General features: G+C 51.2%; 28 protein-coding genes and 1 pseudogene. 12 read left to right on the top strand and 17 right to left on the bottom strand.

Annotation, left to right across the window (positions count from 1 at the left end):
• Positions 1-3 precede the first annotated feature (3 nt).
• A complete protein-coding gene (locus KIH39_RS02045) occupies positions 4-654 on the top strand; it encodes a hypothetical protein (protein WP_213497614.1) in 651 nt (216 codons plus the stop codon).
• A gap of 156 nt (positions 655-810) precedes the next feature.
• Here KIH39_RS02045 and KIH39_RS02040 read toward each other — a convergent pair.
• Positions 811-1,988: pseudogene (locus KIH39_RS02040) on the bottom strand (IS3 family transposase).
• 238 nt (positions 1,989-2,226) lie between these two features.
• On the opposite strand from KIH39_RS02040, the gene KIH39_RS02030 reads away from it, so the two are divergent.
• Positions 2,227-3,132, top strand: coding sequence for a DUF1963 domain-containing protein (locus tag KIH39_RS02030; protein ID WP_213497612.1), 906 nt, complete (start codon positions 2,227-2,229; stop codon positions 3,130-3,132).
• A 32-nt stretch (positions 3,133-3,164) separates the two neighbouring features.
• Here KIH39_RS02030 and KIH39_RS02025 read toward each other — a convergent pair whose 3' ends face one another.
• From KIH39_RS02025 to KIH39_RS02015, 3 genes are all read right to left on the bottom strand, one after another.
• A complete protein-coding gene (locus KIH39_RS02025) occupies positions 3,165-3,479 on the bottom strand; it encodes a hypothetical protein (protein ID WP_213497611.1) in 315 nt (104 codons plus the stop codon).
• Between the two features lie 128 nt (positions 3,480-3,607).
• A complete protein-coding gene (locus tag KIH39_RS02020) occupies positions 3,608-4,972 on the bottom strand; it encodes an IS4 family transposase (protein ID WP_213497610.1) in 1,365 nt (454 codons plus the stop codon).
• A gap of 151 nt (positions 4,973-5,123) precedes the next feature.
• Positions 5,124-5,345, bottom strand: a complete 222-nt coding sequence (locus KIH39_RS02015; protein ID WP_213497609.1) for a DUF6444 domain-containing protein — start codon at positions 5,343-5,345, stop codon at positions 5,124-5,126.
• A 102-nt stretch (positions 5,346-5,447) separates the two neighbouring features.
• On the opposite strand from KIH39_RS02015, the gene KIH39_RS02010 reads away from it, so the two are divergent.
• The 5 genes from KIH39_RS02010 (at position 5,448) to KIH39_RS01990 (ending at position 10,971) form a co-directional block, all read left to right on the top strand.
• Positions 5,448-7,298: a DDE-type integrase/transposase/recombinase gene (locus tag KIH39_RS02010; protein WP_213497608.1), complete on the top strand. Its 1,851-nt coding sequence runs from the start codon at positions 5,448-5,450 to the stop codon at positions 7,296-7,298.
• 360 nt (positions 7,299-7,658) lie between these two features.
• Positions 7,659-8,342 (top strand): TIGR02996 domain-containing protein, encoded by a 684-nt coding sequence (locus KIH39_RS02005; RefSeq protein ID WP_213497607.1) that lies wholly within the window; start codon positions 7,659-7,661, stop codon positions 8,340-8,342.
• 213 nt (positions 8,343-8,555) lie between these two features.
• Positions 8,556-9,362 (top strand): transposase, encoded by an 807-nt coding sequence (locus KIH39_RS02000; RefSeq protein WP_213497606.1) that lies wholly within the window; start codon positions 8,556-8,558, stop codon positions 9,360-9,362.
• Positions 9,359-9,871 (top strand): transposase, encoded by a 513-nt coding sequence (locus KIH39_RS01995; RefSeq protein ID WP_213497605.1) that lies wholly within the window; start codon positions 9,359-9,361, stop codon positions 9,869-9,871. Before KIH39_RS02000 ends, KIH39_RS01995 begins: the two co-directional genes overlap by 4 nt.
• Before the next feature lie 137 nt (positions 9,872-10,008).
• On the top strand, positions 10,009-10,971 hold the full coding sequence (locus KIH39_RS01990) for a WD40 repeat domain-containing protein (protein WP_213497604.1): 963 nt from the start codon (positions 10,009-10,011) through the stop codon (positions 10,969-10,971).
• Positions 10,972-11,083: 112 nt separating this feature from the next.
• On the opposite strand, the gene KIH39_RS01985 is transcribed toward KIH39_RS01990, so the two are convergent.
• Entirely contained in the window at positions 11,084-12,169 is a 1,086-nt protein-coding gene (locus tag KIH39_RS01985) for an IS630 family transposase (RefSeq protein ID WP_213497603.1), read from the bottom strand.
• An 80-nt stretch (positions 12,170-12,249) separates the two neighbouring features.
• Here KIH39_RS01985 and KIH39_RS01980 point away from each other — a divergent pair, with 80 nt between their 5' ends.
• From KIH39_RS01980 to KIH39_RS01970, 3 genes are all read left to right on the top strand, one after another.
• The gene (locus tag KIH39_RS01980) at positions 12,250-12,972 is read left to right on the top strand and encodes a metallophosphoesterase family protein (protein WP_213497602.1); all 723 of its coding nucleotides are present in this window, start codon (positions 12,250-12,252) and stop codon (positions 12,970-12,972) included.
• Positions 12,973-13,815: 843 nt separating this feature from the next.
• Positions 13,816-14,052, top strand: coding sequence for a CIA30 family protein (locus KIH39_RS01975; protein WP_213497601.1), 237 nt, complete (start codon positions 13,816-13,818; stop codon positions 14,050-14,052).
• A gap of 36 nt (positions 14,053-14,088) precedes the next feature.
• On the top strand, positions 14,089-14,487 hold the full coding sequence (locus tag KIH39_RS01970; protein ID WP_213497600.1) for a VOC family protein: 399 nt from the start codon (positions 14,089-14,091) through the stop codon (positions 14,485-14,487).
• Positions 14,488-14,678: 191 nt separating this feature from the next.
• Here the strand turns inward: KIH39_RS01970 and KIH39_RS01965 are convergent, their stop codons facing one another.
• The 10 genes from KIH39_RS01965 to KIH39_RS01920 form a co-directional block, all read right to left on the bottom strand.
• Positions 14,679-15,641, bottom strand: a complete 963-nt coding sequence (locus KIH39_RS01965) for an alpha/beta fold hydrolase (RefSeq protein WP_213497599.1) — start codon at positions 15,639-15,641, stop codon at positions 14,679-14,681.
• 82 nt (positions 15,642-15,723) lie between these two features.
• A complete protein-coding gene (locus KIH39_RS01960) occupies positions 15,724-16,344 on the bottom strand; it encodes a pyridoxamine 5'-phosphate oxidase family protein (protein WP_213497598.1) in 621 nt (206 codons plus the stop codon).
• A 248-nt stretch (positions 16,345-16,592) separates the two neighbouring features.
• Positions 16,593-16,907: a hypothetical protein gene (locus KIH39_RS01955; protein WP_213497597.1), complete on the bottom strand. Its 315-nt coding sequence runs from the start codon at positions 16,905-16,907 to the stop codon at positions 16,593-16,595.
• 136 nt (positions 16,908-17,043) lie between these two features.
• The gene (locus KIH39_RS01950; RefSeq protein ID WP_213497596.1) at positions 17,044-17,625 is read right to left on the bottom strand and encodes a TetR/AcrR family transcriptional regulator; all 582 of its coding nucleotides are present in this window, start codon (positions 17,623-17,625) and stop codon (positions 17,044-17,046) included.
• Between the two features lie 95 nt (positions 17,626-17,720).
• Positions 17,721-18,185: a GyrI-like domain-containing protein gene (locus KIH39_RS01945; RefSeq protein ID WP_213497595.1), complete on the bottom strand. Its 465-nt coding sequence runs from the start codon at positions 18,183-18,185 to the stop codon at positions 17,721-17,723.
• Positions 18,186-18,290: 105 nt separating this feature from the next.
• Entirely contained in the window at positions 18,291-18,491 is a 201-nt protein-coding gene (locus KIH39_RS01940; protein ID WP_213497594.1) for a hypothetical protein, read from the bottom strand.
• A gap of 196 nt (positions 18,492-18,687) precedes the next feature.
• Positions 18,688-18,960, bottom strand: a complete 273-nt coding sequence (locus KIH39_RS01935) for an alpha/beta hydrolase (RefSeq protein WP_213497593.1) — start codon at positions 18,958-18,960, stop codon at positions 18,688-18,690.
• Between the two features lie 9 nt (positions 18,961-18,969).
• The gene (locus KIH39_RS01930; protein WP_213497592.1) at positions 18,970-19,362 is read right to left on the bottom strand and encodes a hypothetical protein; all 393 of its coding nucleotides are present in this window, start codon (positions 19,360-19,362) and stop codon (positions 18,970-18,972) included.
• A 357-nt stretch (positions 19,363-19,719) separates the two neighbouring features.
• A complete protein-coding gene (locus KIH39_RS01925) occupies positions 19,720-20,283 on the bottom strand; it encodes a DUF2199 domain-containing protein (protein ID WP_261352947.1) in 564 nt (187 codons plus the stop codon).
• Between the two features lie 5 nt (positions 20,284-20,288).
• Positions 20,289-20,894 carry an SH3 domain-containing protein gene (locus KIH39_RS01920; RefSeq protein ID WP_213497590.1) on the bottom strand — a complete coding sequence of 202 codons (606 nt, stop codon included), beginning with the start codon at positions 20,892-20,894 and terminating at the stop codon, positions 20,289-20,291.
• 89 nt (positions 20,895-20,983) lie between these two features.
• Between KIH39_RS01920 and tnpC the strand changes: the two genes are divergently transcribed.
• Both tnpC and KIH39_RS01910 read left to right on the top strand, forming a co-directional pair.
• Positions 20,984-22,438 carry an IS66 family transposase gene (tnpC, locus tag KIH39_RS01915; protein WP_213497589.1) on the top strand — a complete coding sequence of 485 codons (1,455 nt, stop codon included), beginning with the start codon at positions 20,984-20,986 and terminating at the stop codon, positions 22,436-22,438.
• A gap of 254 nt (positions 22,439-22,692) precedes the next feature.
• Complete coding sequence (locus KIH39_RS01910; protein WP_213497588.1) at positions 22,693-24,006, top strand: ISL3 family transposase; 1,314 nt, start codon at positions 22,693-22,695, stop codon at positions 24,004-24,006.
• 673 nt (positions 24,007-24,679) lie between these two features.
• Here the strand turns inward: KIH39_RS01910 and KIH39_RS01905 are convergent.
• Both KIH39_RS01905 and KIH39_RS01900 read right to left on the bottom strand, forming a co-directional pair.
• Entirely contained in the window at positions 24,680-25,027 is a 348-nt protein-coding gene (locus KIH39_RS01905) for a DUF6717 family protein (protein ID WP_213497587.1), read from the bottom strand.
• A gap of 135 nt (positions 25,028-25,162) precedes the next feature.
• A complete protein-coding gene (locus KIH39_RS01900; RefSeq protein WP_213497586.1) occupies positions 25,163-25,303 on the bottom strand; it encodes a hypothetical protein in 141 nt (46 codons plus the stop codon).
• Positions 25,304-25,305: the final 2 nt, after the last annotated feature.

Raw genomic sequence — 25,305 nt, 5'->3', positions numbered from 1 at the left:
TCGATGTTTCGCTACCAATGCATTCTGTTTACCACGATTGCGTTGAACATTTGCGGCTCAATTTATGGGCAAGTATCAGAAAATTCCGCAAAAGTGAAAGATCCGCCATTGGGGAAATTGGATTACAGCCAATTCAAGCCCACGAATATGGCGACCATTGATCCTCACATTAATGAGAAACTAAAAGAATCAGAGAAAGTGCTTCGAGAGGCTGCATTTTGTGCGATGCGATCTGCCAGAGACCTTAGTGAGATCGTACTTAGTGACTGCGGTTGTCGACTCTCCGCATCACTAGGAATTGATCTTGAAATCAGTTACACGGAATTTCATGAAAGGAATAAGCTGGTTATTCAGGATGCGAAAGCCAGAAAAAGTCGGTTGGATAAATTTAACAGTCTCGTTAGAGAAACAAAGTCCTTGGACGATATTTCCCAAATCAGAGCTGCCACGGCTGACCAAAATAATTTATTGAAACTAATTTCTTCGTTGAACAAACCCAATTCTTCTCCCTGTTTAAATCCTCTTGAAATGGTCCGACTCGATTTGCAGGCGATAATCCAAGCCGATCTAGAGCGAAAAGAAATGGCGATATCGTTACTCAAGGAGCTTTATCCGATCCCAGAGGTGAAGAAGAAAACGTTGGGGAATGATTAACAATATTTTCGGTGATCGAGAAACAGAACAGTTATGAGATTCTGACAAGCGTATTTGTGTACGCAATTGAGCTGGAAAATAATTTATCTATTGTAGTGTCTCAGAAATAGCCTTACATTTAGCTCCTGAACCTCCCCAATTTGCGCGGACACGGAGTTAAGCTATTTTGGTTGCCCTTTCGTACTCGTCTAGGGAAACGTATCCCAGACTCGAATGCCTTCTAATCCGATTGTAGAACACCTCGATGTATTCAAAGATGCTTCTTTTCGCTTCGTCCCGGGTTACCAATTCCACTCGATGACACAGCTCCTTTTTTAAACTGGCAAAGAAGCTTTCCATCGGAGCATTGTCCCAACAGTCGGCTCTACGACTCATGCCGCAGCGGATGCCCTTCTTCTCCAGCAATCTTTGGTAGTGCTCGCTGGCATACTGACTACCTCGATCCGAGTGAGCCAGCAAACCTTCCGCCGGATATCTCGTCTCCACGGCCATGGCTAAGGCATCGACCACCAACCGGCTTTCCATCGTCCGATCCATCGACCTACCGACGATCCGACGCGAGTAAAGATCCTCGACCACGGCCAGGTAAAGCCATCCCTGTTTCGTCGGTATGTAAGTGATGTCGGCCGTCCACAAACGATCCGGTGCATCCGCCGAATCGAACTGTCGATTCAATTCGTTCCCGGCCACCGGCAGCGAATGATTGCTATCGGTCGTTCGAACGAACCGACGAGGCATCGAAGCTCGAATTCCCACTGTTTTCATCACCTTAGCCACCGTATTCCGACAGCACTTATAGCCTCGAGCCTGCAACTCCGCATGCATCCGAGGGCTGCCGTAACGCTCTTTCATCTCGGCATGAATCGTCCGAATCTCCGTCAACAGTCGGGGACTCGCTTCGCATCGCCCATTCAGCCTCAGACGCTTTCGAAACTGATAGTAGCCCGAAGTTGAAACCCCCAGCACCGAGCGCATCCGCTTCACTGGCCAAGTACTCGCATGAGCTTCGATGAACTCATACTTCAGACCGAATCCTGCGCAAAGAAGCTGACCGCTTTTTTTAGAATGTCCCGCTCCATACGCAATCGATCGTTCTCGACCCGGAGACGAGCTAGTTCATTATCCAGCACACTCCGAACGCCGTTGCCGGGAAAGGCCTTCTCGCCGAGCTTGCTGAGTTCGTCGATCCACCTCTTTATCGTCTGCGAGGTAACACCCAGCGACCTGGCCGCCTCTGCGGCAGACTGACCTGTTACAGTCACCAACTCCACAGCGGCTTTCTTGTACTCGGCAGAATAGCGCTTACGACGACGCTTGACCTTCAACTTCTCCATCCGAACCTCCCAAGTTAGTTTATCAGCTTAACTCGGTGTCCGTTTTTAGTGGGGAAGTCCACTATTTAATAAAAAAATTACTAATTGAATCTCATACAGGAATAAATAAACAAGAATAAAATACAGCAAAACGATTTTATTCTGAAATCAATGATCATATAAATTATATTTTAAGGAGCCTGCCTTGAGTCGGACCACACCTAAGCCTCGCTTAAATGCTTTGGAAGTTTGGCCCCAAATGTGTGAGGAAACGAAAAATACGGTACGTCTTCATCCGAGGCGTGCTCATGTTCTTGATGTGACTGCAAGCAAACTAGGGGGAGTGTTTTTGTGGCCTAGTGATGAACCCTGGCCTGTATGCAAATCTCCAAATCACTACAACGGCGAGGGAACGGCTGAAGCTAAGAAGGATGTGCGTGGCAAGGCGATTGAGCTTGTACCCGTACTACAATTGCGCAGCGAAGACTTTCCGGAAGTTCAGTTTTTCCCCGGAAGTGACTTACTTCAACTGATGTGGTGCCCTCTTGAGCATGGGAGCGACGAAGGCTTCGTTGCCAAAACATTCATTTTCTGGCGTAAACGTTCAGAAGTCAGAAACCCGCTCGAACACACGCCAAAATCGCCATTCGCCAGTAAATGGTATTTACCCAATGAGTGCGAGTTGCACCCGGAAAGGGTAAAGGAATTCTTCGTAAAAGAGATTACTCAAGCGATGTGTACACAGGCATGTGAGTGGCTTGCTGCACATCCGTCACCGGAAGATATCCGAACAGAGGACGAATGGCTAGACTTCCTCACAAGTGAGCACGCGCTATGTCCATCGAATAAAGTGGGAGGCTATCCAAAATGGGTTCAGGGTGAAGAAATCCCAACTTGTAAGTGTGGAAATGAGATGGAATATCTATTAACTTTGACCGATTGCGAGTTTGATGGAGGCGATTGGAGGCGATGGTGCCCGATTGAAGATCATGCAATAAGGGACAATATATTCCTAAGGCGCGGTGGAAAATCGCGAGAGGAGCAAGATGCGCAAGCAGGTATCGTTGATCCTGCAAATTTTAATGGATTCGGTGCCGGTGAACTGCTCCTCTTCATCTGTAGAACTTGTAAGAATTGGCCAATACAATCGGTTTTTCAAAGATAAGCCGATTGTATTCAATTTCGAATCAACCTCCTTTAAATCACCAACTCTTTCGCCCAGCCACTCCCGTTCTGCATCACCTGACTGCGGTAATCATTCGGCTCGTTGGGTACGATTGGTGCATATGTTTCTGATCCGACTTGCGGATTCTCCTGTTCCCGTTGCATCCGCTTGCGAAGGCGTTTGGTCACGGGTTCTTCGGCAATGACGATCCGCTGTTCTCCAGAACGCGGCGTAGTAACTTCGACCGTGTTGGAGGATTTTAGTTTCTGAATCTGTTCGGCAATCTCAGCGACGGAGACACGTTCTTCTCCTTCGGCGCGATGGCACTGGTAACCAAACCAAATCAACGCAAGTCGTTATTGAGTAACAGTTTGGGTGGCACTGGTCACTTGCCGTTTTTGTTGATCTTTGCGAATTGTAGGACTCAATCCTCGTCCAATTTCCGGGTGGCACTCAACGCCGTTACCCCTATCTTTTAGGCGCGTAAAGGGAATAGTTCGAACCATTTACGCGCCCGTTGTCGTTGATCGGGTGTCGCGGGGGATATATGCGGGTCTCCGGTTCCATGGGGTTCTTTATTCTTGCGTGGATAATTGCGACTTCGCTTAATACCTCGTTTATAATCGTCGATTCGGGCCTTTTTCAAAAGAGCCTCGATACGCTGGCCGGATTTGGGAATAGCCGAGCCATCACGCATCGCCGTCCGCACGGCTCCCAGTAACCCCGAAAAGCTCACCTTTCGCGGCTCGACTTTTCGATCGTTCAGCAACGCCAGCAATCCCAAAGCCCAGAGGGCCATCAACGACCAGTCCAATTCCAGGTAAACATGCTGAGGTGTTCGGCTCCGCAACTTGCGTCGCTCGAACTTCTGCTTCAGCGTTCGATAAAAGACTTCGATTCCCCAGCGTTGCCGGTAGAGTTTTTTCACGGCGTCGTCCGGCAGGCGTTGGCGGTCCAATACCGTCGTCACCAGCCAGACGGTCGAGGTTCCCGAACCGGTCTTGATCAGACGCAATTCCAAGGGCAGTCCCATCGCGTTATCCGGCCAAAGCCAGACCCGGTCCTTGCTCGAACCCTGTTGCAGGCCCAACTCCGAGAGAAGCCGCACGTGGCTACCCACACGCACCAAGAGATCATGGCCGGCCGAAAGGATCGACCCCCACAGATCGTAACCCGTGAAGCCAGCATCCGCCACCAGAAGTGCTTTAGGCGGCAATTCCTGCAGTAATTCCCGAAGAAGCGCTCGTTCCCCCACGCCAGAACCTGCCCTCTTCCAGGCCCACGGCAACCCCGTCCCCAAATGCCACAACAATGTCAAATTCACCTGCGGCGAAGAGGCTTTCGACAACGCGGCTTGAGATTTCTTCCCCCGGCTCCGATCTCGCTTCTTTGCTCCGTTCAAGGCAAAGGCTCTTTCGTTAGCAGCAGTTCGGGGAGTTTCGTGTCGGGTGCCATCCACGGCAAAAGCGATAAAACCTTCCACCCGGAAACGCCGAGACAACTCCTTCGCCATCAGCTGGCGGAAAGACGCCGCCACCGCCGACAGTAACCGATCCGACCAGCGAGTCAATAATCGGAGAAAAGGTTGGCAGGCCGTGCCCAACGAAGAAATCCCGAAACCGGAGGCCGTTAGACCTCGCGCATGACCCCAGCGGCCCGCTAGCGTGCCCGTCTCGGACCAGGCCCAGTACAAAGCCGCCGCCACTAAGGCCCGTATGGTCCAAGAGCAGTCCGAACGAAAGCGGACTTGCCTAAAATCGGCCTCTCGAGTTAAAGTTTCTATGCAGTGACGCAACGCAGTAGCATTGTTCAAAGACCGTCCTTGGCCTTGGTGCGGCATGATCGCTACCTCTTGATATCCATTTGTTTGGTCACAACGGAATTTCAAAAGGATGCTTCCGCATCAAGGCCATTTATAAAAGACCCCCTCAATAAGTTTAACTACTTTGCCGAAATCACCCGAGATCAACCACGCAGACAACGCACGCTTCCTAGTGTGAAAGTGAATTATGGGTAACGGCGTTGAGTGCCACCCAACGCCGTTGGTGCTTCGGAACGCCCGGTTGCCCGCCTCGCTTGTTCTTCGATTTCGCCTTTGCGGGAGGACGCTTGACGTTCGGGCCGTCCGAGGAGGGCGGCTTCGATGAGTTGGTCGAGTTCAGCCCCAGCTGCCGCTCGAGTTCGCTGATCCGCGCCTCCAGGACTGTGATCACGGCTGTCCCCTTTCCTGAAATATCTACCGGTTTAGCCGTTTAAATCGCTATAGGAATTACCTTCTCTTTCTTAGGCGGGAATACCGCCAGAAGAGAGGCTATATGGATGAATTCAACCAGAATGCATTTGCGGAGAAAAGAGAAGAACAACCGAGAGCTGGTCCGACGGAGGATAGGGACCCGCTGTCCGCGGCTGCCGAAGTGGGGCGGGCGGAGCCGAGCGCCCTGAGCCGCAGCGAAGGGGAGCGACGCGGAGCCCGCCCCACTTCGGAGTCCTTTCCCGATGCGGGTCTGGATTTATCGGATTCCGTGGATTCCGAGGTAGAAGCCAGCCTTTCGAAGCGTAGGGAATTCCACTCGAGGTTATCGGTTCGGGGACCTGTTAAGGGACGGCGTTTGGTGAAAAAACCGACCGAACCCGTGCCGGCGATGACGGCGGAACAGCGGATTTTGTTGCTGGATACCTGGCAGCGGAGCGGCTTGCCCGCCGGCGATTTTGCTCCTTTGGTAGGCGTCTCGAAACACACGCTTTACGCATGGAAGAAGCGGTTTGAAATTTCTGGCCCGGCCGGATTGTTGGATCAGCCGCGGGGCAAACCTCCGGGCAGCCGCGTTCACGAGTTGACCAAGCGTACAATCCTGATGCTCAAAAAATCGAATCCGGAATGGGGGTGTCAGCGGATTAGCGACATGCTATTGCGAGGTCCGGCTTTACCGGCGAGTGCTTCGGCGGTGGCCCGGGTGCTGCATGAAGCCGGTTATCAACTGGAGCAGGCTCCGACGCGAGGGCATCCGGACAAGGTGCGGTCCTTCGAGCGGGCCCGTCCGAATCAGTTATGGCAAACTGATCTTTTCACATTTGTGTTAAAACGTCAGAATCGGCGCGTTCATTTGGTCGGGTTCATGGACGATCACAGTCGGTTTTTGGTCGGCTACGGCTTGCATGCGAGCCAGTCATCGGCTTTGGTGCTGGAGGTCTTGCGAGCTTCCATGGCTTCTTATGGAACGCCGGAGGAGATTCTCACCGACAACGGTACGCAGTATGTGACCTGGCGGGGTAAAAGTGCCTTCTCGAAGGAACTCGAAAAACGGGGCATTCGACAGGTAGTAGCGTCTCCGCGTCATCCGCAGACTTTGGGTAAGATCGAGCGGTTCTGGGGAACCTTGTGGCGTGAGTGCATCGAGAGTGCAATCTTCATCGACATGGGGGATGCTCAGCGTCGGATTGGGTTATTCATAGACCATTACAACTTCCAGAGGCCCCATCAGGGGATCGATGGTCTGGTGCCCGCGGACCGTTACTTCGGGGCGGCCTCGGAAGTGCGTCGGAGTCTTCAAACTCGGGTAGCCTGGCCTGTGGCGGCGGCAACTGCCGAGGAAACGCTTGTGGCCCTTCGGTCATTGATCACCCGGGAGGGAGCCCCGCTGGTACTGAAAATGGATAACGGTTCTCCGTTTATTGCCGAAGTGGTCCAAGAATTTTTGCAGCGAGAAGGCGTGTTCGGCTTGTACTCTCCGCCGAGGAGGCCACAATATAACGGTGCGATCGAAGCGGGCATAGGATCTTTGAAAAGTCGAATCGAACGTAGAGCTGCCTGGGAAGGCCATCCGGAAGTGTGGAACGCTGAGGATGTGGAGGCGGCTCGACGGGAAGCCAATGCCTTGGCTCGACCGAGAGGAGGTCTGGGTCCTACTCCCGAGACGCTTTGGAAAAGTCGGGAGAGAGTCGCAACAGAATCTCGCGATCAGTTCCGAGAGCTTGTTGAAATCCATCGGAACCGAGCTATGAAGGAGGAAGGAAAATCTCCTTCGGGGGTGTTGCTCGAGCAGGAAGCTCGCCGTATCGATCGAATTGCTTTACGCCGTGCTCTCGTCGATCACGGCGATCTTTTGTTCAAGAGAGGGCCAATTCCTCTAGGAATTAAATCGCAAAAAACGGCAAATATTACGTGAGGGGTACAGGCTTGGGACTGTAGCAGAATTCCAGTTTATCTATTGAATGCCGCCAAACCGCAGGTGTTTTTAGAGTTTCTTAACTCTTTCTCCTAAAATAAATTAGGATGAAATCTGCGTATCTTTGCAATAATCAAATTTGTCAAACACTGAAAGTGGACAATCACAGAGAAGCAGAATAGAATAATCGGACTTAACAAAATCCGAAATTACTGATCTGCTGTCAAAAAAAGAGTGTTTAGAGAATCTGTTACGTCCTACCGAGTTCAATCGATCGAATGATTTCAGCGATTACTAAATATATATTCTATAAATTGATAATGAGTCCACACTAATTGGCATGAGGAAGCCGAAAGCTATATGTGTGAAAAAGAAAATTTTCTTAATTTAATACTCCAATATCCTCTAGATAGAGGGCTTCGATTAGTGTTTGCTGACTGGTTAGAAGAAAACGGTGAGCCTTATAGGGCGGAATTTATTCGGCAGATGATTTCTAATGATTTAAATTGGTCAGAAAAACCCACACGCCAAACATCTAGGATTTATCTAGATTCGCTGATTCGAACTTTATTTCAACAGAAGAAGTCAGCTTTTAGTAGAGATCTTGCAGATATTTATTACTCGAATCAATTAAAGATCAAAAGTAGAGTGTTTGTTGGAACTAGTAGCCGCTCGCCATCCCTTTTGTTCGATAATGGGTTAGTGAGCGAGATGCGAAGCACAACTACTATATTTAATAAATATGCTCAAAGTGTATTCGAAAACGAACCGATAACTCGCGTTGTTATTACTGACAAGCAGCCTGCTGTTAGAAGTGATGGTACATCGATCTGGACGTATCATCCTGAATTTGGTGATTGCATCAAATTTTTGCCACAATACTTATGGCTTTTTATTGAAGATGAATATGCGGTCCATCAAAGCAGAGGCTACTATTACCGAGAGTATCCCACAAAAAATAAAGCGATTGAATCGCTTTCTAGAGCTTGTGTTCAGTTCGGAAGAAAACTCGTTGGATTACCAAGATTGGGGTGGACATCATAGCTATAGACGAGCGTCACTCCTCTTCGCTTTGACAAAGCCGTTGAATAATCTCCAATACCATTGAAGAAATGTAATTTTTGTGATAGTTCTGTTTTGCCTCGCCTGGAATCGGAATTTTGGCTCTTCCGTTTTTAGGCGCAACTCTCGGCGAAAGTGTCCTACAGGGATAGATTGCAATTGAGAGTACCCTTTACCTGGATCACGGAAGAGCCGATGACGACGACTACCATTGCCATAGACATGGACGTCCCTGCCGGAGTGAGCGTTGGCGAATACGAACGCGTCGACGGGGGCCACGCCTTTCACGTGAGTTGGGAGTTGCCCGACAATCTTTGTTGCGAGACTTGCACGCGAGAGTCTCGGCTTCAATTGGTGGAGAAGAACAAGTTTCTGAGCATCCGCGATCTGGATTTGTGGGGTAAGCCGAGCTTTTTCGTGTACCAGGAGGTGTATCACCGCTGCCCGTCGTGCGGTCACCGTCAATCGCTGTTGCCGCCGTTCAAGCGTCGGGATGTGAAATATACGTTTCGTTTCGAGGAGCAGGTGCTGGTCAGTCTGATCGGGAGCACAGCCGAAGACGTGGCAGTGCGTTTGGGGATCGCCGCGGAAACGGTGGAGCGAATCGTCAAGAACCGGATAGAGGACGCCAAGGCGAAGCAGATCGATCCCCAGCGGAAGATCGAGCGTTTGGGTCTGGATGAGATCAGCCTGCATAAGGGGCATAAGGGATATGCGACCATTCTCACAGACCTGACGAATGCGGAGCGTCCGGAGATTCTGGCTCTGTCCAAGGGTCGCGACGAAGCAGCGGGGCGAGCGTGTTTGGAGCATTTGTCGGCCGAGCAACGGTCGGCGGTGCGTTGGCATCATACGGACATGAGCCCGGCGTATTTGAAGGCTTGCGGCGTGCATTTACCCAACAGCCAGTCGGTGATAGATCGCTTTCACGTCGCCAAGAAATTGGGTGAGGTGGCGGACGATCTGCGAAAAAAAACTATCGAGCCTACAAGCGAAGTTTGAGCGGGGAAGCCCGCAAGAAGCTGCGTTCTCAGATGCACGACTTCCGGCGTCGTCCGGAGGATTTAAATCCGGAGCAGGTCCAGGCCCTCGAGGATTTGTTCGAGAAGGTGCCTTCGTTGGGAACGATCTACCATCTGCGTTGGGAGGCGACCAAGATCTTCGATAGTGCCCCGAACCGAGCCGAAGCCTCGCGACTGTTGGAAGATTGGATCGTCCAGGCCCGCGAGACCGAGATGGATTGGGAGCCGTTCATCACGATGCTCAAGAATAACTGGGAGGGGATCTTAGCCTACTTCGAGGAACGCAAAAGCAGCGGCCCGGTGGAAGGACTCAATACCAAGATTCGGGTAGTGCTACGTCGGAGTTATGGAATTCAGAGTCTAACTACGCTCTGGACGAGAATACTCCTGGACGTGAATTGGGCTGCGAAAAAATTAGGGCCGACCATTCCGGAGATTCGCGGCTTCGTCAACCAGATACAGAAGCATTTCTCTGGATGCTACACCTAGAAACGGAAGAGCCCCTTTTTTACGTATAAGAATGTTCTCGATAGTCATTTGCAGCGCAAAATTACTTGGAAAAACTGTGGCTTTTCCAGATCCTTTAAGATTAAATCTTACGTGAGCAATAAGCTTTACTTTGAATTATGGGTGCGAGAAAAATGTTTAATATATGCATATCACTTGTGATATTTTCAAGCACATGGCCTGAGAAGCCCTTCTTTTTAGCCGATAAAGTTTATCGTATCCCGAATAGTTCGGTAGATACTAAACTCCTCTTTTTAAAGGATGATACTCTTCTTGTGGCCTCATTAACTTCAAAAGGCGACACGAACTTATATCGATTGCGGAAAGGCGAAAATCTTGAATTCTTCAAAAAAATAGATGATCATATAAACCAGCTTGCGTATGGGGCTGAAACTGATTCTTGTTTTTTTTCAACGAACAGCGGATTAATATTTAAGATAAATAAAAGCAACGACTTTCAGATAGAAGAAATAGTTAATTGCAAACAGCGAATTTCGAGAATATGGATTTCACAAAATGAATCAAGAATTATTGCTGCCGGCACTGATGGTAGAATATTTGACATTGACGTAAGACTGAAACGAATTAAAAAAACGTATCATTCCAATCAAAAGTACGCAATTTTATCAATTGATGTTGATACTAAACATGAGATAATGTACTTCGGTACTGCTGACGCAATGATATACAAATATGATTTCAACAAAAATAAATCTACTCAAGAATACGGAATACACACTGGCAAAGTAAATAAAATTATTTTGCACGACTCAGCAGCGAAAATGCTCTCACTGTCAGGGCACGGCAGCATAATAGATACCGAACTTGGAAATAACAAAGACAAAAAAGTATATGATTTGCCAATGGAGCCAGTTATAGACGCCAAACTTATAAATAACATTTTGGTTGTTGCCTGGGAAGGCGGGTTTATGACCATGCATAATTTGGCCGATGGTAAAATGGATTTTGTTAATAAAAAAGAACTGTATTTATCAATTTTTTCATTTGCATGCAGTAATGATTTAAAAATATTAGCAATTGCAAACAAATTCAACGAACTAAAAATATATAAAAAAAAATAATTGCTTTTTAACGAATGGTCAACTTTCAGACGAAAACGAAATTGGGCAAAGAAGCTGATTAACGTACCCGTGCTGTGAACTGCATACTTGCGGGCTTTGCTAGTGTAGTGTCTCACACAGAATGTGTTTTATCCAGGGTAGCCCTCGCCCGGCGGACTTTATCCAGAATAGCCTCGGCTTTGGCGGTCCATTGGAATCCTTTTCCCGTGTTGTTGTGATGATCGATGTAGTCTTCAATCGCCTGGATTAATTGCGGCACGCTTCGAAATGTCCCTCGACGCAGTCGTTTGTCCGTCAAGTCGCGAAACCACCGTTCCACCAGATTCATCCAGGAACTGCTCGTGGGGGTGAAATGCATGTGGAATCGAGGATGTCGGGCCAACCAACGCCGAACCTTGGGATGCTTGTGCGTAGCGTAGTTGTCCACGATCAAATGCAAGTCCAAGGCCGGATCGGTGGCGGCATCGATCCGTTTGAGAAACTTGATCCATTCCTGGTGTCGATGTCGCGGCATGCATTCGCCAATTACTACTCCCTCGGCCACGTTCAGGGCCGCGAACAGAGTGGTGGTGCCATGACGCATGTAATCGTGAGTCAGAGTGCCGCAACGGCCGGGTACCATCGGCAAGCTTTTTTGCGTGCGATCAAGGGCTTGTATCTGACTCTTCTCATCGCAACTGAGCACCAGGGCGTGCTCGGGAGGGTTCAAGTACAAGCCCACTACATCCCACAGTTTCTCAGCGAATTGAGGATCATTCGATACCTTGAAGGTCTTATGCAAATGAGGCTTCAGACCGTGGGACGACCAGACCCGCTGCACGGTGGCTTTGCTCACTCCTACCTCTTGGGCCATCGTTCGTGTGCTCCAATGAGTCGCACCGGATGGTTTCTCCTGAGTGGTCTTTCGGAGAATTTCTTCGACGACTTTCCCGCTGATCGCTGGCGTTCGACCCGGCCGCGAAGCATCCCGTTCGATACCCGCCAAACGCAGCTTCGCAAATCGGGTCCGCCAGCGCGCCACCGTGGGCTTCGAAGTGCCGCATTCCTCAGCAATGTCCTTGTTCAATACACCCGCGGCCGCCGCGAGTATGATCTTCGCCCGAAGGACCAGCCGAGCGGGAGTACTTCGTCCCCGAGACCAAGAAGTCAACGTTTGTCGTTCCTCGTCAGAAAGTAAGATTGGCAGCGCGACTTTCATGGGTTTTCTCCTTCTCTATAGAGTAAACCGCAAAAAGGAGCTAAAACTAACGCTATTTCTGAGACACTACACTAGGCGTCATGGGCAATCACGAACTGAACGCTCTCGCTTACCACACCGAAGACTCGGAAGTGCCAGGACAATTCCTTCGCCGACACAGTCCCAAAAACCAAAAACAGCATCGGGCGACCCTCGAACAGTTGAAGCCCGACGAACTGAAGTTTTATCTAGATTGGTTCCGAACCCTCCCCATGTGGTTTGATCTTGAGGGGTTGCGTGCAGTTCATGCCTGCTGGGACGAAAAATCGATGTCCCAAATCGCCGCTGACCTTGAGCAACAAGGTGGCATCACTACCGAACTGTTGCATTCGGCCTGCAAGAAAGGCAACGCCCTTTTCGGCCCGGTTGAGGTGATTCTCAAGGGTAAAGAAGGCAAACTGCCGGAAGGAGCTTCCTTCCAGGACAAGGACGGTCACGTTCGCACCGAGATTCGCACCCGTTGGTACTTGGCCCCAAGCGGGCATACCTACCGGACCTACGCCTTTCAGTCCGATGAGATCGAGTGCGACCTGGAACTTGATCAAGGAGTGATTTCCTCTGCCGAACCGTATCCAGAAACCGACAAACCCGTTTTCGTCGGTCATTACTGGCTGTCTGCAAATCAACCTCAGATTTTGGCTACGAATGTGGCGTGCGTGGATTTCAGCGTTGCTAAGGGTGGGTACCTTTGTGCTTATCGCTGGAACGGTGAACAAATCTTGAGCAATGCCAACTTTGTTTGGGTGAAGGCACAGCTTTCCTGAGTGTTGAAAGCAAAAATCTTGAAGTGGAATCCCGCGATCACAAATAAATGTATCTTTGTTCATTGCGTCACCAAATCTTGTGCTTAACAACTTGACAAAAATATTGGTATAAATCCAACTAGCGTGTCGGAGAGTTGGGAAGTTGAGGTTCCAAACTTCGACAAAATCAGTGATCCATCCGATAAGAAACTAGGCAAATTCGATGGCATTTTGTCGATTGACACTGAAAATGTATCCTCAAGGGAATGACGAAATCAAATTTTGTTAATATTGTCTATCCTTGATAAAATATCGGACAAGGTTGAATATTTCGTGCGTGATGCTGAGTACATGGTGTTAATCAGTATTGATGAGATTCCTTCGGATGTCCTTATTTTATATTCAGAAGAACTTCAGATACTTGCCGGAGATACTAAAACTGTCCGATTCCATCTTGAATCCAAGCCTGAATTGCTTTGTAAGCTTATTCGTATAGATTAATAATAACGAAATATCATAGCGAGAAATAATGAAACATGTGCTTTTTGGTATCTGCTGCTCTATCATGTTGACACTATATGCTATAGGGTTGGGTAATTTTCCTGACGAGAATGTGACATATTTCTGGTCCTTGATTGGCTTCCTATTTGGGTACTTTTATTTTAAATGTAGCATTATCGTTAGAGTAACGTTATTTATTTACTTAATTCTGGTAGCAATATCGATCATTTGCCAGAATAAGAGGATTTTGGTGTTGCTTGGAATGTCGTCACCGCTTCTACTATTGGTTTTGATATTTACGATCAAAGAAAAGCAATCAACTTTCGATTCAACGTTGGATACTGAGAGTGATGAGAATGGAACGTGAACAGCAATGGTTTCTCGTATCGTGCCACTGTCCAGACCAAGAAGGACGAATGGATCGAGGTCAGAGTCCCGCTCGACAAGTTCGAGGCTACATCGTTTGGACGAGTGTTCAAAGACGCCGGGCCAGTGAAGCCCGAAGAGGTCAATGCCCTGAGCTTCATGTTGAGTGACAAGAAGGCCGGGGCGTTCAAGATGGAGGTCGAGTCGATCAAGGTTAAGCGGGCGGGGAAGTGATACGGCAAAGCTGTGTAGGAATTAGAGGATTGAATCATGTCGAACTTAATTGCCGCCGTCGCCCTGGTCGTGCGTGACTACGACGAGGCGATTCACTTCTTCACCCAGGTCTTGCGGTTCACGGTCGAGGACACCCCACTTCCGAGCGGCAAGCGCTGGGTGACCGTACGCCCGTGTGGAGGCGGCACGGCACTGCTGTTGGCGAAAGCGGCGACCCCGGAACAATCGGCACGAGTGGGCGACCAGACAGGCGGGCGGGTGTTCCTGTTCCTTCATACCGACGATTTCTGGCGGGACTACCACGAGATGAGAGGCCGGGGCGTCCAGTTCGCCGAGGAGCCGAGAGTCGAGGAGTACGGGACCGTCGCCGTTTTCCTCGACCTGTACGGCAACCGCTGGGACTTGGTGGGACCACGGTCTGCCGACGGTCAGTGAAATCCTCCATCAGATCGCCCTGCACGCCCTTTCGACACGGGTGAAGCTCGTGTCGTTGAGTGAGGCGATGTAATCTTCCATCCTGGTTAGGCGAACGCCGGAATCCACCCTCGCACGATCAGCCGCTTCGCCTCTCCGAATGTTGAGGGTTTAGGGCGCTTTATTGAGATTGAACGAAGGTGGTTAACGTCCTATTTCTTGACGTTTTTTTGCAGGAACTCCCGCATCAGGCTGGCGATCTGCTGGCCGTCCTCTTCCAGGGCGAAGTGGCCGGTATCAAGCAGGTGGAACTCGATGTTTTTCAAGTCCCGCTTGTAGGGCTGCGCTCCCTCGGCGGGGAAAATCTTGTCGTTCTTGCCCCACACGATCAACGTCGGTGGCTGATGCTTGCGGAAGTAAGCCTGCCATGCCGGGTAAAGCGGTAAGTTGGTTCGGTAATCGTAGAACAGGGCCAACTGGATTTCCTGATTGCCGGGACGGTCGAGGAGCGTCTGGTCGATGGTCCAGGTGTCCGGGCTGATGGCTTCGACGTTGCGGACCCCATCGGTGTATTGCCACTTGGTCCCTGCGAGCGTCAGAAAACCACGGAGCGGCTTCGCATTCTCCTCCGTACGGTCCTTCCAGTACGCTTTCAGCGGCTTCCAGAAATCGTTATCCAGCCCTTCCTCGTAGGCGTTGCCGTTTTGTACGACAAGTCCTGTCACACGCTCCGGGTGCTTGACGGCGAGTCGATAGCCGACTGGCGCACCGTAGTCCTGGACGTAAAGAGTGTATTTCGTCAGACCGATCCTTTCGGTGAACTTCTCCACGACTTCGGCCAGTTTGTCGAAGGTGTAGGTGAACTTGTCCACAGGCGGGGCGGAACTCTGGCCGAAGCCGGGATAATCGGGGGCGACGACGTGGTACTTGTCAGCCAACGCCGGGATCAAGTTGCGGAACATATGCGAGGAAGTTGGGAAGCCATGAAGGAGCAGAATCGTGGGTGCGTCCTTCGGTCCCGCCTCCCGATAGAAGATGTCGAGGCCATCGATCTTGACGGTGCGGTGCGCCACCTTCGGGGTTTCCGCCCTCGCTTCACCGGCTTGAACTGGCATGAAGGTTGATCCAAAAACGGCAAGAGTGAGCAGTGCGGATAGTGTGATGCGTCGAAACATGGTCATTCTCCTTGCGAGGGAAGTTCTTGTCGATCCGGTCGTCCCTCGGCGACCAGTCGAACGAAGTCGGTCGGTAAGTCGGTCAAGATTCCGAACCGCTTTTGGCCAGCGCTTCGGCGAGTTGTGCTTCTAAGTCGGCAATACGGCCTTGTAGTTCTTCAATCAGCGGCGTGATCTGCCGCAGAGGAATTCGCTTGTGAATGTGTTGAGGACAGTTGATGTCCCAGGCTTCGACGGTCAAGACGATGGCCCGTTCGACCTTGCCCGGATAGTCCGGGTCACGAAGTTGGTCGAGCAAATCAGCATCATCCTCAATGACCTTGGCAGTCCCCCAGATCTTGACCCGCTGAGAGTTGGCGTAGTCCATCAGGAAGATGAACGCTTGCGGGTTCTCGGAGAGGTTGCCCAGCGTGATGTATTGCCGGTTGCCCCCGAAGTCGGCGAAGGCGAGCGTCTTCTCGTCCAGCACTTTCAAGAAGCCAGGACTGCCGCCACGGTACTGGATGTACGGTTGACCTTCGGCGTTCGCTGTCCCGAGATAGAACATATCCAGCCCCGACAGAAACCCAGCGAGGTCCGGCGTCACACGAGTTTGCCAGCCCCGGCCTTGTTCGACCCTGGCGTAGCTTGCTCGTGATCCCTTGGCCTGTTGGATGCCTTTCACGGCGGGGGTAAAGGCAACGTCGCTGGGGAACTGTCTCATGGCTGGCTCCTGGTTTCTGGTTCTAGGGGCTAGCGAGAATTCCACTGGCCCCTGATCGACGTTGATTCTTGTTACTTACACCCACCGCCAACCGAGCAGGTTTCAACCAGCGCGGCCTTCTGAAAGTCGAGTGTCATGTCGGCCAAGTCGTTGAGAAAGTTCGTTAAGTAGCTCGTCTCTTCAGTTCGAAGCCTGCTAACTCCCACAGACAATACAGATAGGTCTGTATTGTTGTTCTCAAAATAGAGTTAGATGTAGTGCGGCGACTTCATGTCACGGCTTGCGTTTTCCGTGACTTCGCCATCGAAAAGCCTCACAGTCAAGCTCGCCCCCAGGCTTGCAGCTTCCTGGGCATAGGGTCCGATGGCGAATTGCCGAGCGTGTTCCTCGGAGTCAAATTCGTAGAATCCCCCCACCGATCCCCCATGAATGCCATAGAGCCAAGTCTTGCGAACGAGTCCTGGGACCTTCTTCAGTTGGGCGTTGATGGACTGCCAGTCAACGTCGCTGAAGGGAACCGTCATTTGCAGTTCGCCGTACAAAAAGATTTTCTTGCTTTTCATTTGAAATTTCCCCTACTCAAGCCACTGACAGCGACCCGACGATCCGACAAGAACCGTCTCTTCACATCGCATTCCTACTCACGTCCTCAACTATACAGACAGGTCTGTATATATCTTACACAAAAAAAGAGATGGGTTACACGCCGTTCGCTTCCTCCACCATTTTCAAGGCGGCGTCACGGGCCACGTCCACGGCGTCAGGCGAACCCTGAATCACTGCTGTCACGATTGCCCCTTCCACGAGTAAACCCACGGCGAGGGCAACCTTCGCCGCCCCCTTGCCGACCGATTCCTCGACCAAACCGGCCAGAAACTCCTGGAACCGGCGCTTGTGATCCTTCACGAACTTCGTTCCTGCATGTGCAGGGTCGGCCAGTTCCACGGCGGCGTTCTGAAATGCACATCCACGGAAACCGGGACTCTCGAAAAAGTCCTTGAGGGCGGCGAAAAAGGCCCGCAGCTTGTCTTTCGTCCGCTTACCGTGCCGTTCCATCGCAGCCGTGAAGAACTCCAAAATCTTCTCTTCCCGATACTTCAAAACAGCCAGAATCAGGTCGTCTTTGGACGGGAAGTGCTTGTAGAGGCTCATCTTGGCGACTTCCGCATCGGCGATGATCCGGTCGATGCCGACCATCCGAATACCGTCCTGGTAGAACAGCCGGTCGGCAGTTTCCAGGATTCTCTGGCGGGTTTCAGAACTGGGTTTCGTTCGTTCCATGCCTGAAGTATACAGACCTGTCTGTTTTTGTCAAGGGATCAGAGTGATTTTTTTTGGCGATCCTTCAGAACTCGGCGTCGAGACTAGACGTGTATTCAAGGGGTGATTTTCGATTTCGTTTGGAGGCTTATCAAGATCGTTGTCTCCAATTTCGATGGGTCGTCGCAATGATGCCCGTAAATCTCCAGCGAAGGAGAGCCGATGGTCTCGCCACGAGCAGCAAGCTCGGCCTTCAAGTCCTTCCACTTTTGAGGCAATGCTTGATACGGGCCAACATGGACGTGCTTCAGGTATCTTTGCAACTCGAACTCAAGCGGCTCAAGCAGATCGGGAGTCGAAGGTTGCTGTGGGCTGCGAAGTTCAACGCCGACGAACATCCTGTGGTCAGGCATATAAACCCAATGGTTGATGCCGGTCGTCGCAATCGTCGCCTTCTTGACCACTTGCCACATTTCGTTCATGAGGCGAAAGCCAACCTCGCCGAATCGTTCGTTCTCGACGACGCTACCAATGCCGTGCAGGTGGAATCGGATCGGTTCCTCAACGATTTCGATGTTCATTTTCATGTCCTTGGTCTGCGTAAGGTCCGAGATTTCTTCTTTCGACTTGAATTCAACGGAGCAGAGCAGCATTCCGTTTCGCTGAAATGTGGGCATCACCGACGCTCACAACCTCTTGCCAAGATCGGCTTCAACTTTTTTCCAGGTCTTGAAGGCAACGATGGTCTCATACCCGCTCCGCATCACTTTTCGTTGCTCGGCAAGGGTCAGGTTGCTGTACTTCTCGCCCTCCTTGACGAACGGCTCACAAATAAAGGGCGATGCCCCTGGCCCAGGAACTTTGCTTTTGCCGTTGACGATCAACACTTGAAGAGGGAGAACGTCTAATCCGGTTCGTCGCAGTATTCCGTTATCCTGCGGCGCAAGTGATTCAACACATTCCGCAAATTGCAGACCTCAACTCTGGTGAGTTCGGACACGTCCGAATAACTCACTTGAGGCTCCGCCTCTCTGACTCTCCCAATCTGCATTTTAAAACTGCTTTGGCGTCATGGCCAAGCTGTTAGGACACGGGCTTTGATTTCTTCCGTGGTGGCATGTGCGGCCCCAAGGCCGAACCACTATTGATGTTCATCGCCACGGCCCCACCACGGGAATTTCCGACGACGACCTGGGGGTGATGCTGATCGAACTCAGCCTGGGCGGTTTTGATGGCCTGGGTGAAGTTGTCGCCATCCAAGGCGGGATTCAGGACTTCGTGGCCGTAGTCCTTCAGGTAGGTCGGCTTGACGCCGCCTGGGACCGAGTGCCAGCCGTGCAGGAAGAGGATTGTCATGGTTACGTCTCAGCCCCCTGCCGGATTGTCGTAGCACCGAATCAGTCTGCGTCCGACTTCCTCCGGCACGTTGAGCCTCGTCACATCTTCGATCCCTGTAGAGATTGCAATCAAAGCGCCCAACAACTTTCCTTCCTCTTCATCCGACAGCGTCTTATTTGCTAGATGAGCTTCGTGATACGCCAGCCACGCCATCGTGATGTTGCACCACAGAGCAACTTCACTCTCCGGATTAAGGTCCCTCATGAACCCGATCTCAAACTGCTCCAGAGTCATGCCGAGATACGGTCCGATTATGTCGAAAACAGCCTTGATCTTGTTGAGCAGATTTGGAGGCAACGACTCATTTCGAATCGGTCCCGGTCGGAGCTTGTTGGGGTTGATGAATTCAGGTTCGTTCATGTAAGTTCTCTTTATCCCTTTATCTCTCAATATTTCTTACTCCATCAGACTACTCCATCAATGCAGTTCCTTACCTTCACATTCGATGAGCGGTTCAGGACAAAATCCTGGATGAAACGATCTCCAAAAGCATACCGAAGGAAAATCCCAGAAGAAACAAGACGATTTTCTGAAGAACGAGGTAACTATTACTTTTCCTTGTGCCGAAAGACACCTTGAAAATAATTGCTGAAACAGGAGGAATGCTGGGACGAATATTGCAAACATAAGCTGTTCCGTAAGCGATAAACATCAGAACAAAAAATGACACAAGTTGATCGTTTCTAGAAATTTCAAATCTCATCCAGTGAAAATCCTTCATGCAAACTTCTGACAATTTACTTTATCGCTTACAGTTTTGAATATTCTCATCGATTCGTCAGAGAGTAGCAAGGCTTCAGCAAGTTCTCGAACACGCTTCATTGTAATCCCGTTTCGCTGCTCAATCGCCAATGGATGATCGGTCGGTTCTAATTCCACCAAAGGGCGATATCCAACCGGACGGGTACGCACATTCGTTTTCAAGAGCAAAGTCTCCGGGTAAAGCGGAAGTGATGTACACAACCAGCCGAAAGACAGTGGCTCGCTTTCTCGCCCTGGCGATTCCCATAGCTCGGCCATGCGTTTGATATTGTGTTTGCTTAGGGAAGTCCAAACACCCCAAACGAAAGGCCGTGGTCCGTCTATCACCGGAATCTCCAAACATCCTCGAACGTAGAACTCTTTCTGGTCAATCATGCACAGATCGGAGGTCAATTCGCACCGAGCGTCCTGTTCCGCTTGCGGAATCGAGTAAAATGGCGCTGGTGCGTCGGCCCCGAAATCCATCGGAAGCTCGGCGTGGAATTGACCACATTTGCCGCAAAAAAAGCCGTTAGTCATTGCTACTATCCAATTTCCGGCAATCTATCTTTCTCGGAGGGAAGACGCCGGTTTTCTATGAAGAACGCATACAAGCGGAGGTACGCCTCACCCTCCCCCGACAGAATCCGCTCCCACCGGCGTTTACTTTCTGGCAGACCCATGACGTGCGACGAAAGGTCGAGCAGATAGGCTCGTGATTGCCACCACTCCCGGATCAATGCCAGAGTCCAATGGTCGTTGCCGTCCGCCCCGTATCCGACGAAACACTCGCAGTCCGCAGCGCTGATAATGTCCCGCAGTTCATCCTCGCATCGGGGTTGTGCGAAGACGAATTCCTGGCTCGACCGGTCCAACAGAACATTGTGGGGCGCTTCCGCAGTCCCCGTCTCGCAGGTGTCCGTATCGGCTCCGTAAAATGGCCCAGGAATGTTGAACGGGTTGCGTTCGGGGAAGTTGGAGGTAAAGAAGTTGAGTTGAGTGAGAGGTTTCCAGTCTTGTTCAGAAGATGGTGCATCGGCTGCTTTTCGAACTTGGATTCCGTTGGGAAACTGAAACGACAAGTGTACACGATATTCATCTATTTGGATAAGGTGCTTCAGAATCGACATAGGTTTTGAGTTGCTCGTCATGATTCGATTTGTCTGGAACCTTTTCTTGAAACCTTTCACTCTGTTGAACTGGTCTTGCGCGAGGGGTTGCAATTTGCTATCACTCCGTCATGGCTTCTGCGATTCCAACATCAACGGAAACTCCCGTTCTCGATCCCACTTTCCTGGCGTCGTTCCGAAGCGGAAAGCTGACTTCGGAACAAGCTCGGGAGTTCGTTCATCGAGATCCCCTGGAATTGCAGTTTCTGTTACTTCAGCTGAGCGTCGCGGTCGCTGCAGGCACGATACCTCTGGGGCCAAACACTCCCTCGGGATCCATCGCTCCCTACTTAAAGTCGAATGCGAATCCCAAGAAAAAGAAGGGAAAAGCCGGCCCCAAGCCTGGACACGACGGTCATTATCGCCCAATTCCCACCCGCATCGATAAACGCCAGACCCACCAACTGGAGGTCTGTCCCTGCTGCCAGGGAGCTCTGCAACGCACCGACCGCCAACGCCTAAGGATCATCGAAGATATTCCCGACGATTTGCACGCTCAGACGACCGAACACACGATTCATCGCGACTGGTGTCCCAAGTGCAAAAAGCAGGTCGAACCGGTTGTTCCCGACGCTCTGCCAGGCTGTCAGCTGGGCCATCGAACTACGGTCCTGTCGGCCTGGCTGCACTACGGACTGGGTACCACGACGAGTCAGATCCTGGAGGTCTTCAACGGCCACCTTCAGATGAAACTCAGCGTGGGCGGCTTGACCGAAATCTGGCACCGTCTGGCCGAGGTACTCGAACCCTGGTACGAGCAGATTCACCGCGAATGCCTTTTGGCCGGCGTCCTGCACGCCGATGAGACCGGCTGGCGAACCGAAGGAGTGACGTCCTGGCTGTGGTGTTTTGCGCGGGACGATGCGACCTATTATCGGATTCACCCCAAGCGGGGTCACGAGGCCTTGAAGGTCTTCTTCACGGAAGCCTTCCAGGGCGTTCTGGTCAGCGACTTCTGGAAAGCGTACGACATCGTGACCCAGAAGCGTCAGAAGTGTTGGCCTCACTTGTTGCGGGATCTGACGGCGGTCGATGAAGGCTCTGAAAGCGGCGAGGATTGGCCAGAATTCTGCAAGAAACTGTGGCGGATTTACGCCGATGCCGTGCGTTTGGAGGCGGGTATCGAAGAGTTGCAACAGGAGAGCTACGACAGCCGATTGCTGCGGCTTAAGACGCGGATCACCGATTTGGCGGTGCGACCGTGGACGAACCGGCACGCCCGGAGATTGGCCAAGCGTTTGTTCGATTACGGCGACGATCTGCTAACGTTTCTGGAAATAGAGGGAGTGCCCAAGAGCAACAATAAGGGGGAGAGAGAAATCCGACCGGGCGTGATGATGCGGAAAGTCAGTTTCGGCAGTCACAGCCAGCAGGGGGCTCAAACGCGAAGCATTCTGATGAGCATTTATCGCACCCTGAAGTTACGAGAGCAAGATCCTTTAAAGGAAACCGAATCGGCCCTCCGCACCTACACGCTTACAGGGAAACTACCTGCTCTACCCGTGAAGCTCAGTTCAGGAGAGTGAAAGATTACCTTTTCTTTAAAAACCAAGTCACAGAACCAATCAGATGACCGAATTTCGAGGCTTCCAGGATTTTGTCGGGGTCTCAAACGATGCTTGATCATACCGCTTAGGTGGTGACAGATCAAGAATCTCATTGCCCAGCATTTTGGGAAAGATTCGGGCTCTTCCGTTTTTAGGCGCAACTCTCGGCGAATCGGTCATTTTGGGATAGATTGCAATTGAGAGTACCCTTTTCCTGGTTCACGGAAGAGCCGATGACGACGACTACCATTGCCATAGACATGGACGTCCCTGCCGGAGTGAGCGTTGGCGAATACGAACGCATCGACGGGGGCCACGCCTTTCACGTGAGTTGGGAGTTGCCCGACAATCTTTGTTGCGAGACATGCCAGCGAGAGTCTCGGCTTCAATTGGTGGAGAAGAACAAGTTTCTGAGCATCCGCGATCTGGATTTGTGGGGTAAGCCGAGCTTTTTCGTGTACCAGGAGGTGTATCACCGCTGCCCGTCGTGCGGTCACCGTCAATCGCTGTTGCCGCCGTTCAAGCGTCGGGATGTGAAATATACGTTTCGCTTCGAGGAGCAGGTGCTGGTCAGTCTGATCGGGAGCACAGCCGAAGACGTGGCGGTGCGTTTGGGGATCGCCGCGGAGACGGTGGAACGAATCGTCAAGAACCGGATAGAGGACGCCAAGGCGAAGCAGATCGATCCCCAGCGGAAGATCGAGCGTTTGGGTCTGGATGAGATCAGCCTGCGTAAGGGGCATAAGGGATATGCGACCATTCTCACAGACCTGACGAATGGGGAGCGTCCGGAGATTCTGGCTCTGTCCAAGGGTCGCGACGAAGCAGCGGGGCGAGCGTGTTTGGAGCATTTGTCGGCCCAGCAACGGTCGGCGGTGCGTTGGCATCATACGGACATGAGCGCGGCGTATTTGAAGGCTTGCGGCGTGCATTTACCCAACAGCCAGTCGGTAATAGATCGCTTTCACGTCGCCAAGAAATTGGGTGAGGTGGCGGACGATCTGCGAAAAAACTATCGAGCCTACAAGCGAAGTTTGAGCGGGGAAGCCCGCAAGAAGCTGCGTTCTCAGATGCACGACTTCCGGCGTCGTCCCGAGGATTTGAAACCGGAGCAGGTCCAGGCCCTCGAGGATTTGTTCGAGAAGGTGCCTTCGTTGGGAACGATCTACCATCTGCGTTGGGAGGCGACCAAAATCTTCGATAGTGCCCCGAACCGAGCCGAAGCCTCGCGACTGTTGGAAGATTGGATCGTCCAGGCCCGCGAGACCGAGATGGATTGGGAGCCGTTCATCACGATGCTCAAGAATAACTGGGAGGGGATCTTAGCCTACTTCGAGGAACGCAAAAGCAGCGGCCCGGTGGAGGGTCTGAATACCAAGATTCGGGTAGTGCTACGCCGAAGTTATGGAATTCAGAGTCTAACTACGCTCTGGACGAGAATACTCCTGGACGTGAATTGGGCAGCGAAAAAATTAGGGCCGACCATTGCGGAGATTCGCGGCTTCGTCAACCAGATACAGAAGCATTTCTCTGGATGCTACACCTAGAAACGGAAGAGCCAAGATTCGATCTGCCCAAACTAAAAATTGCATTACGAAATCTCTGGACGATCAAAGGCGTTGAGACTCGTTGGTAAGGTTGTATCAATGGCGGGATCACACCGTAATCCCACTTTGTTGAAAAGAGTAGATCAATTGGCGAGATTGATTCGTTCTTCATTGCCTGATATGGATCTAGCCAAGGATTAGCATTCTGGCGTTTCGTTCTTGAGATACCTTTGGTTACCCAAACTGATGAGTGTTTCGAAGACGAGCATTCAGTTCGACTTTCAAACCAAACTCAAGAGCCGAAGAATCGCAAATATCACGAGGAAAATTGTATTTATCAGCAGCATGGTCGTAATGAACGAGTAGATTAGTCCTCCGTTCATGCACGTCGTCGGCATCACAGAAGCCCATACGGCGAAGATTAGGATCGCAACTCCAGCAACCCAATACAAACCAAGAAAAGGCATGACGATAAACGGCGTCAAAAAAGCGAGAACCGCCAGAAGGAAATGCCAGTTTCTGTCGATTCCAGACGATTCTTGGTTCTGGAAAAGCAGCGAGTGATCTGATTCTTTCGATTCGTTGGAGTTAATGGTCATGAATGCAGCTTACCATTATTGATTTCTTCGTTCTATCTGAGAGTTGCCCCTCAACACTTGGCCCTTCGCGTCGCTCACTCCGCCGCTTTGACCTGGACATACAACTTCGCCGGAGGTTGCTTGAGGTACCTGAGCAACGCCGGGCAGAGCCAACCTTCCATGCCCTTCTCGGACCATCGATATACGTTACCACTGAATTCTTCTCTCGCCCATTCCAGTACGATCTTAGCGTCGGGGAAGTTGCCTGCTGAGAAGACGGCGATAAAGCCCTGATTGGCATTTAGAATATGCGAGGTGGCATGATCAATCAGGGTGTCCGCACCGCCGACGAAAGGTTCCTTTACTAATCCCACGTTTGGGTCGTCAAAAACCCCCATCCCTTCCCACTTGTAGGGCTTAATGACAGAGATCGAGTTATTCATGCTGCCTCCAACTTCTTATGCAGATTCATTGGTTTTGGTCTCGTTGATCAAGTCTTCTTTTTCGTGACTCTGGTCGAAGGTCGTTTTGCCGACTTCTTTTTCTCTGCTTTGTATCTCCGCCAAACAAATGGAAGGTCATCCCCGAAGTGATAACGCATCGTGCCGGTGATCGTATCGTCCTCGGCTGTAGCTCACATTGGCTGCGGCTCCGCTGATCTCCTCCCCTTCTTCGGCTCCGATAAAGGTGAAGAAGATCGCCGCCGAATGCGTCCACACTT

The organism is Telmatocola sphagniphila (assembly GCF_018398935.1).
In the GTDB taxonomy this organism is placed as follows: domain Bacteria; phylum Planctomycetota; class Planctomycetia; order Gemmatales; family Gemmataceae; genus Telmatocola; species Telmatocola sphagniphila.
This window is presented reverse-complemented; position numbering and strand designations above follow the sequence as displayed.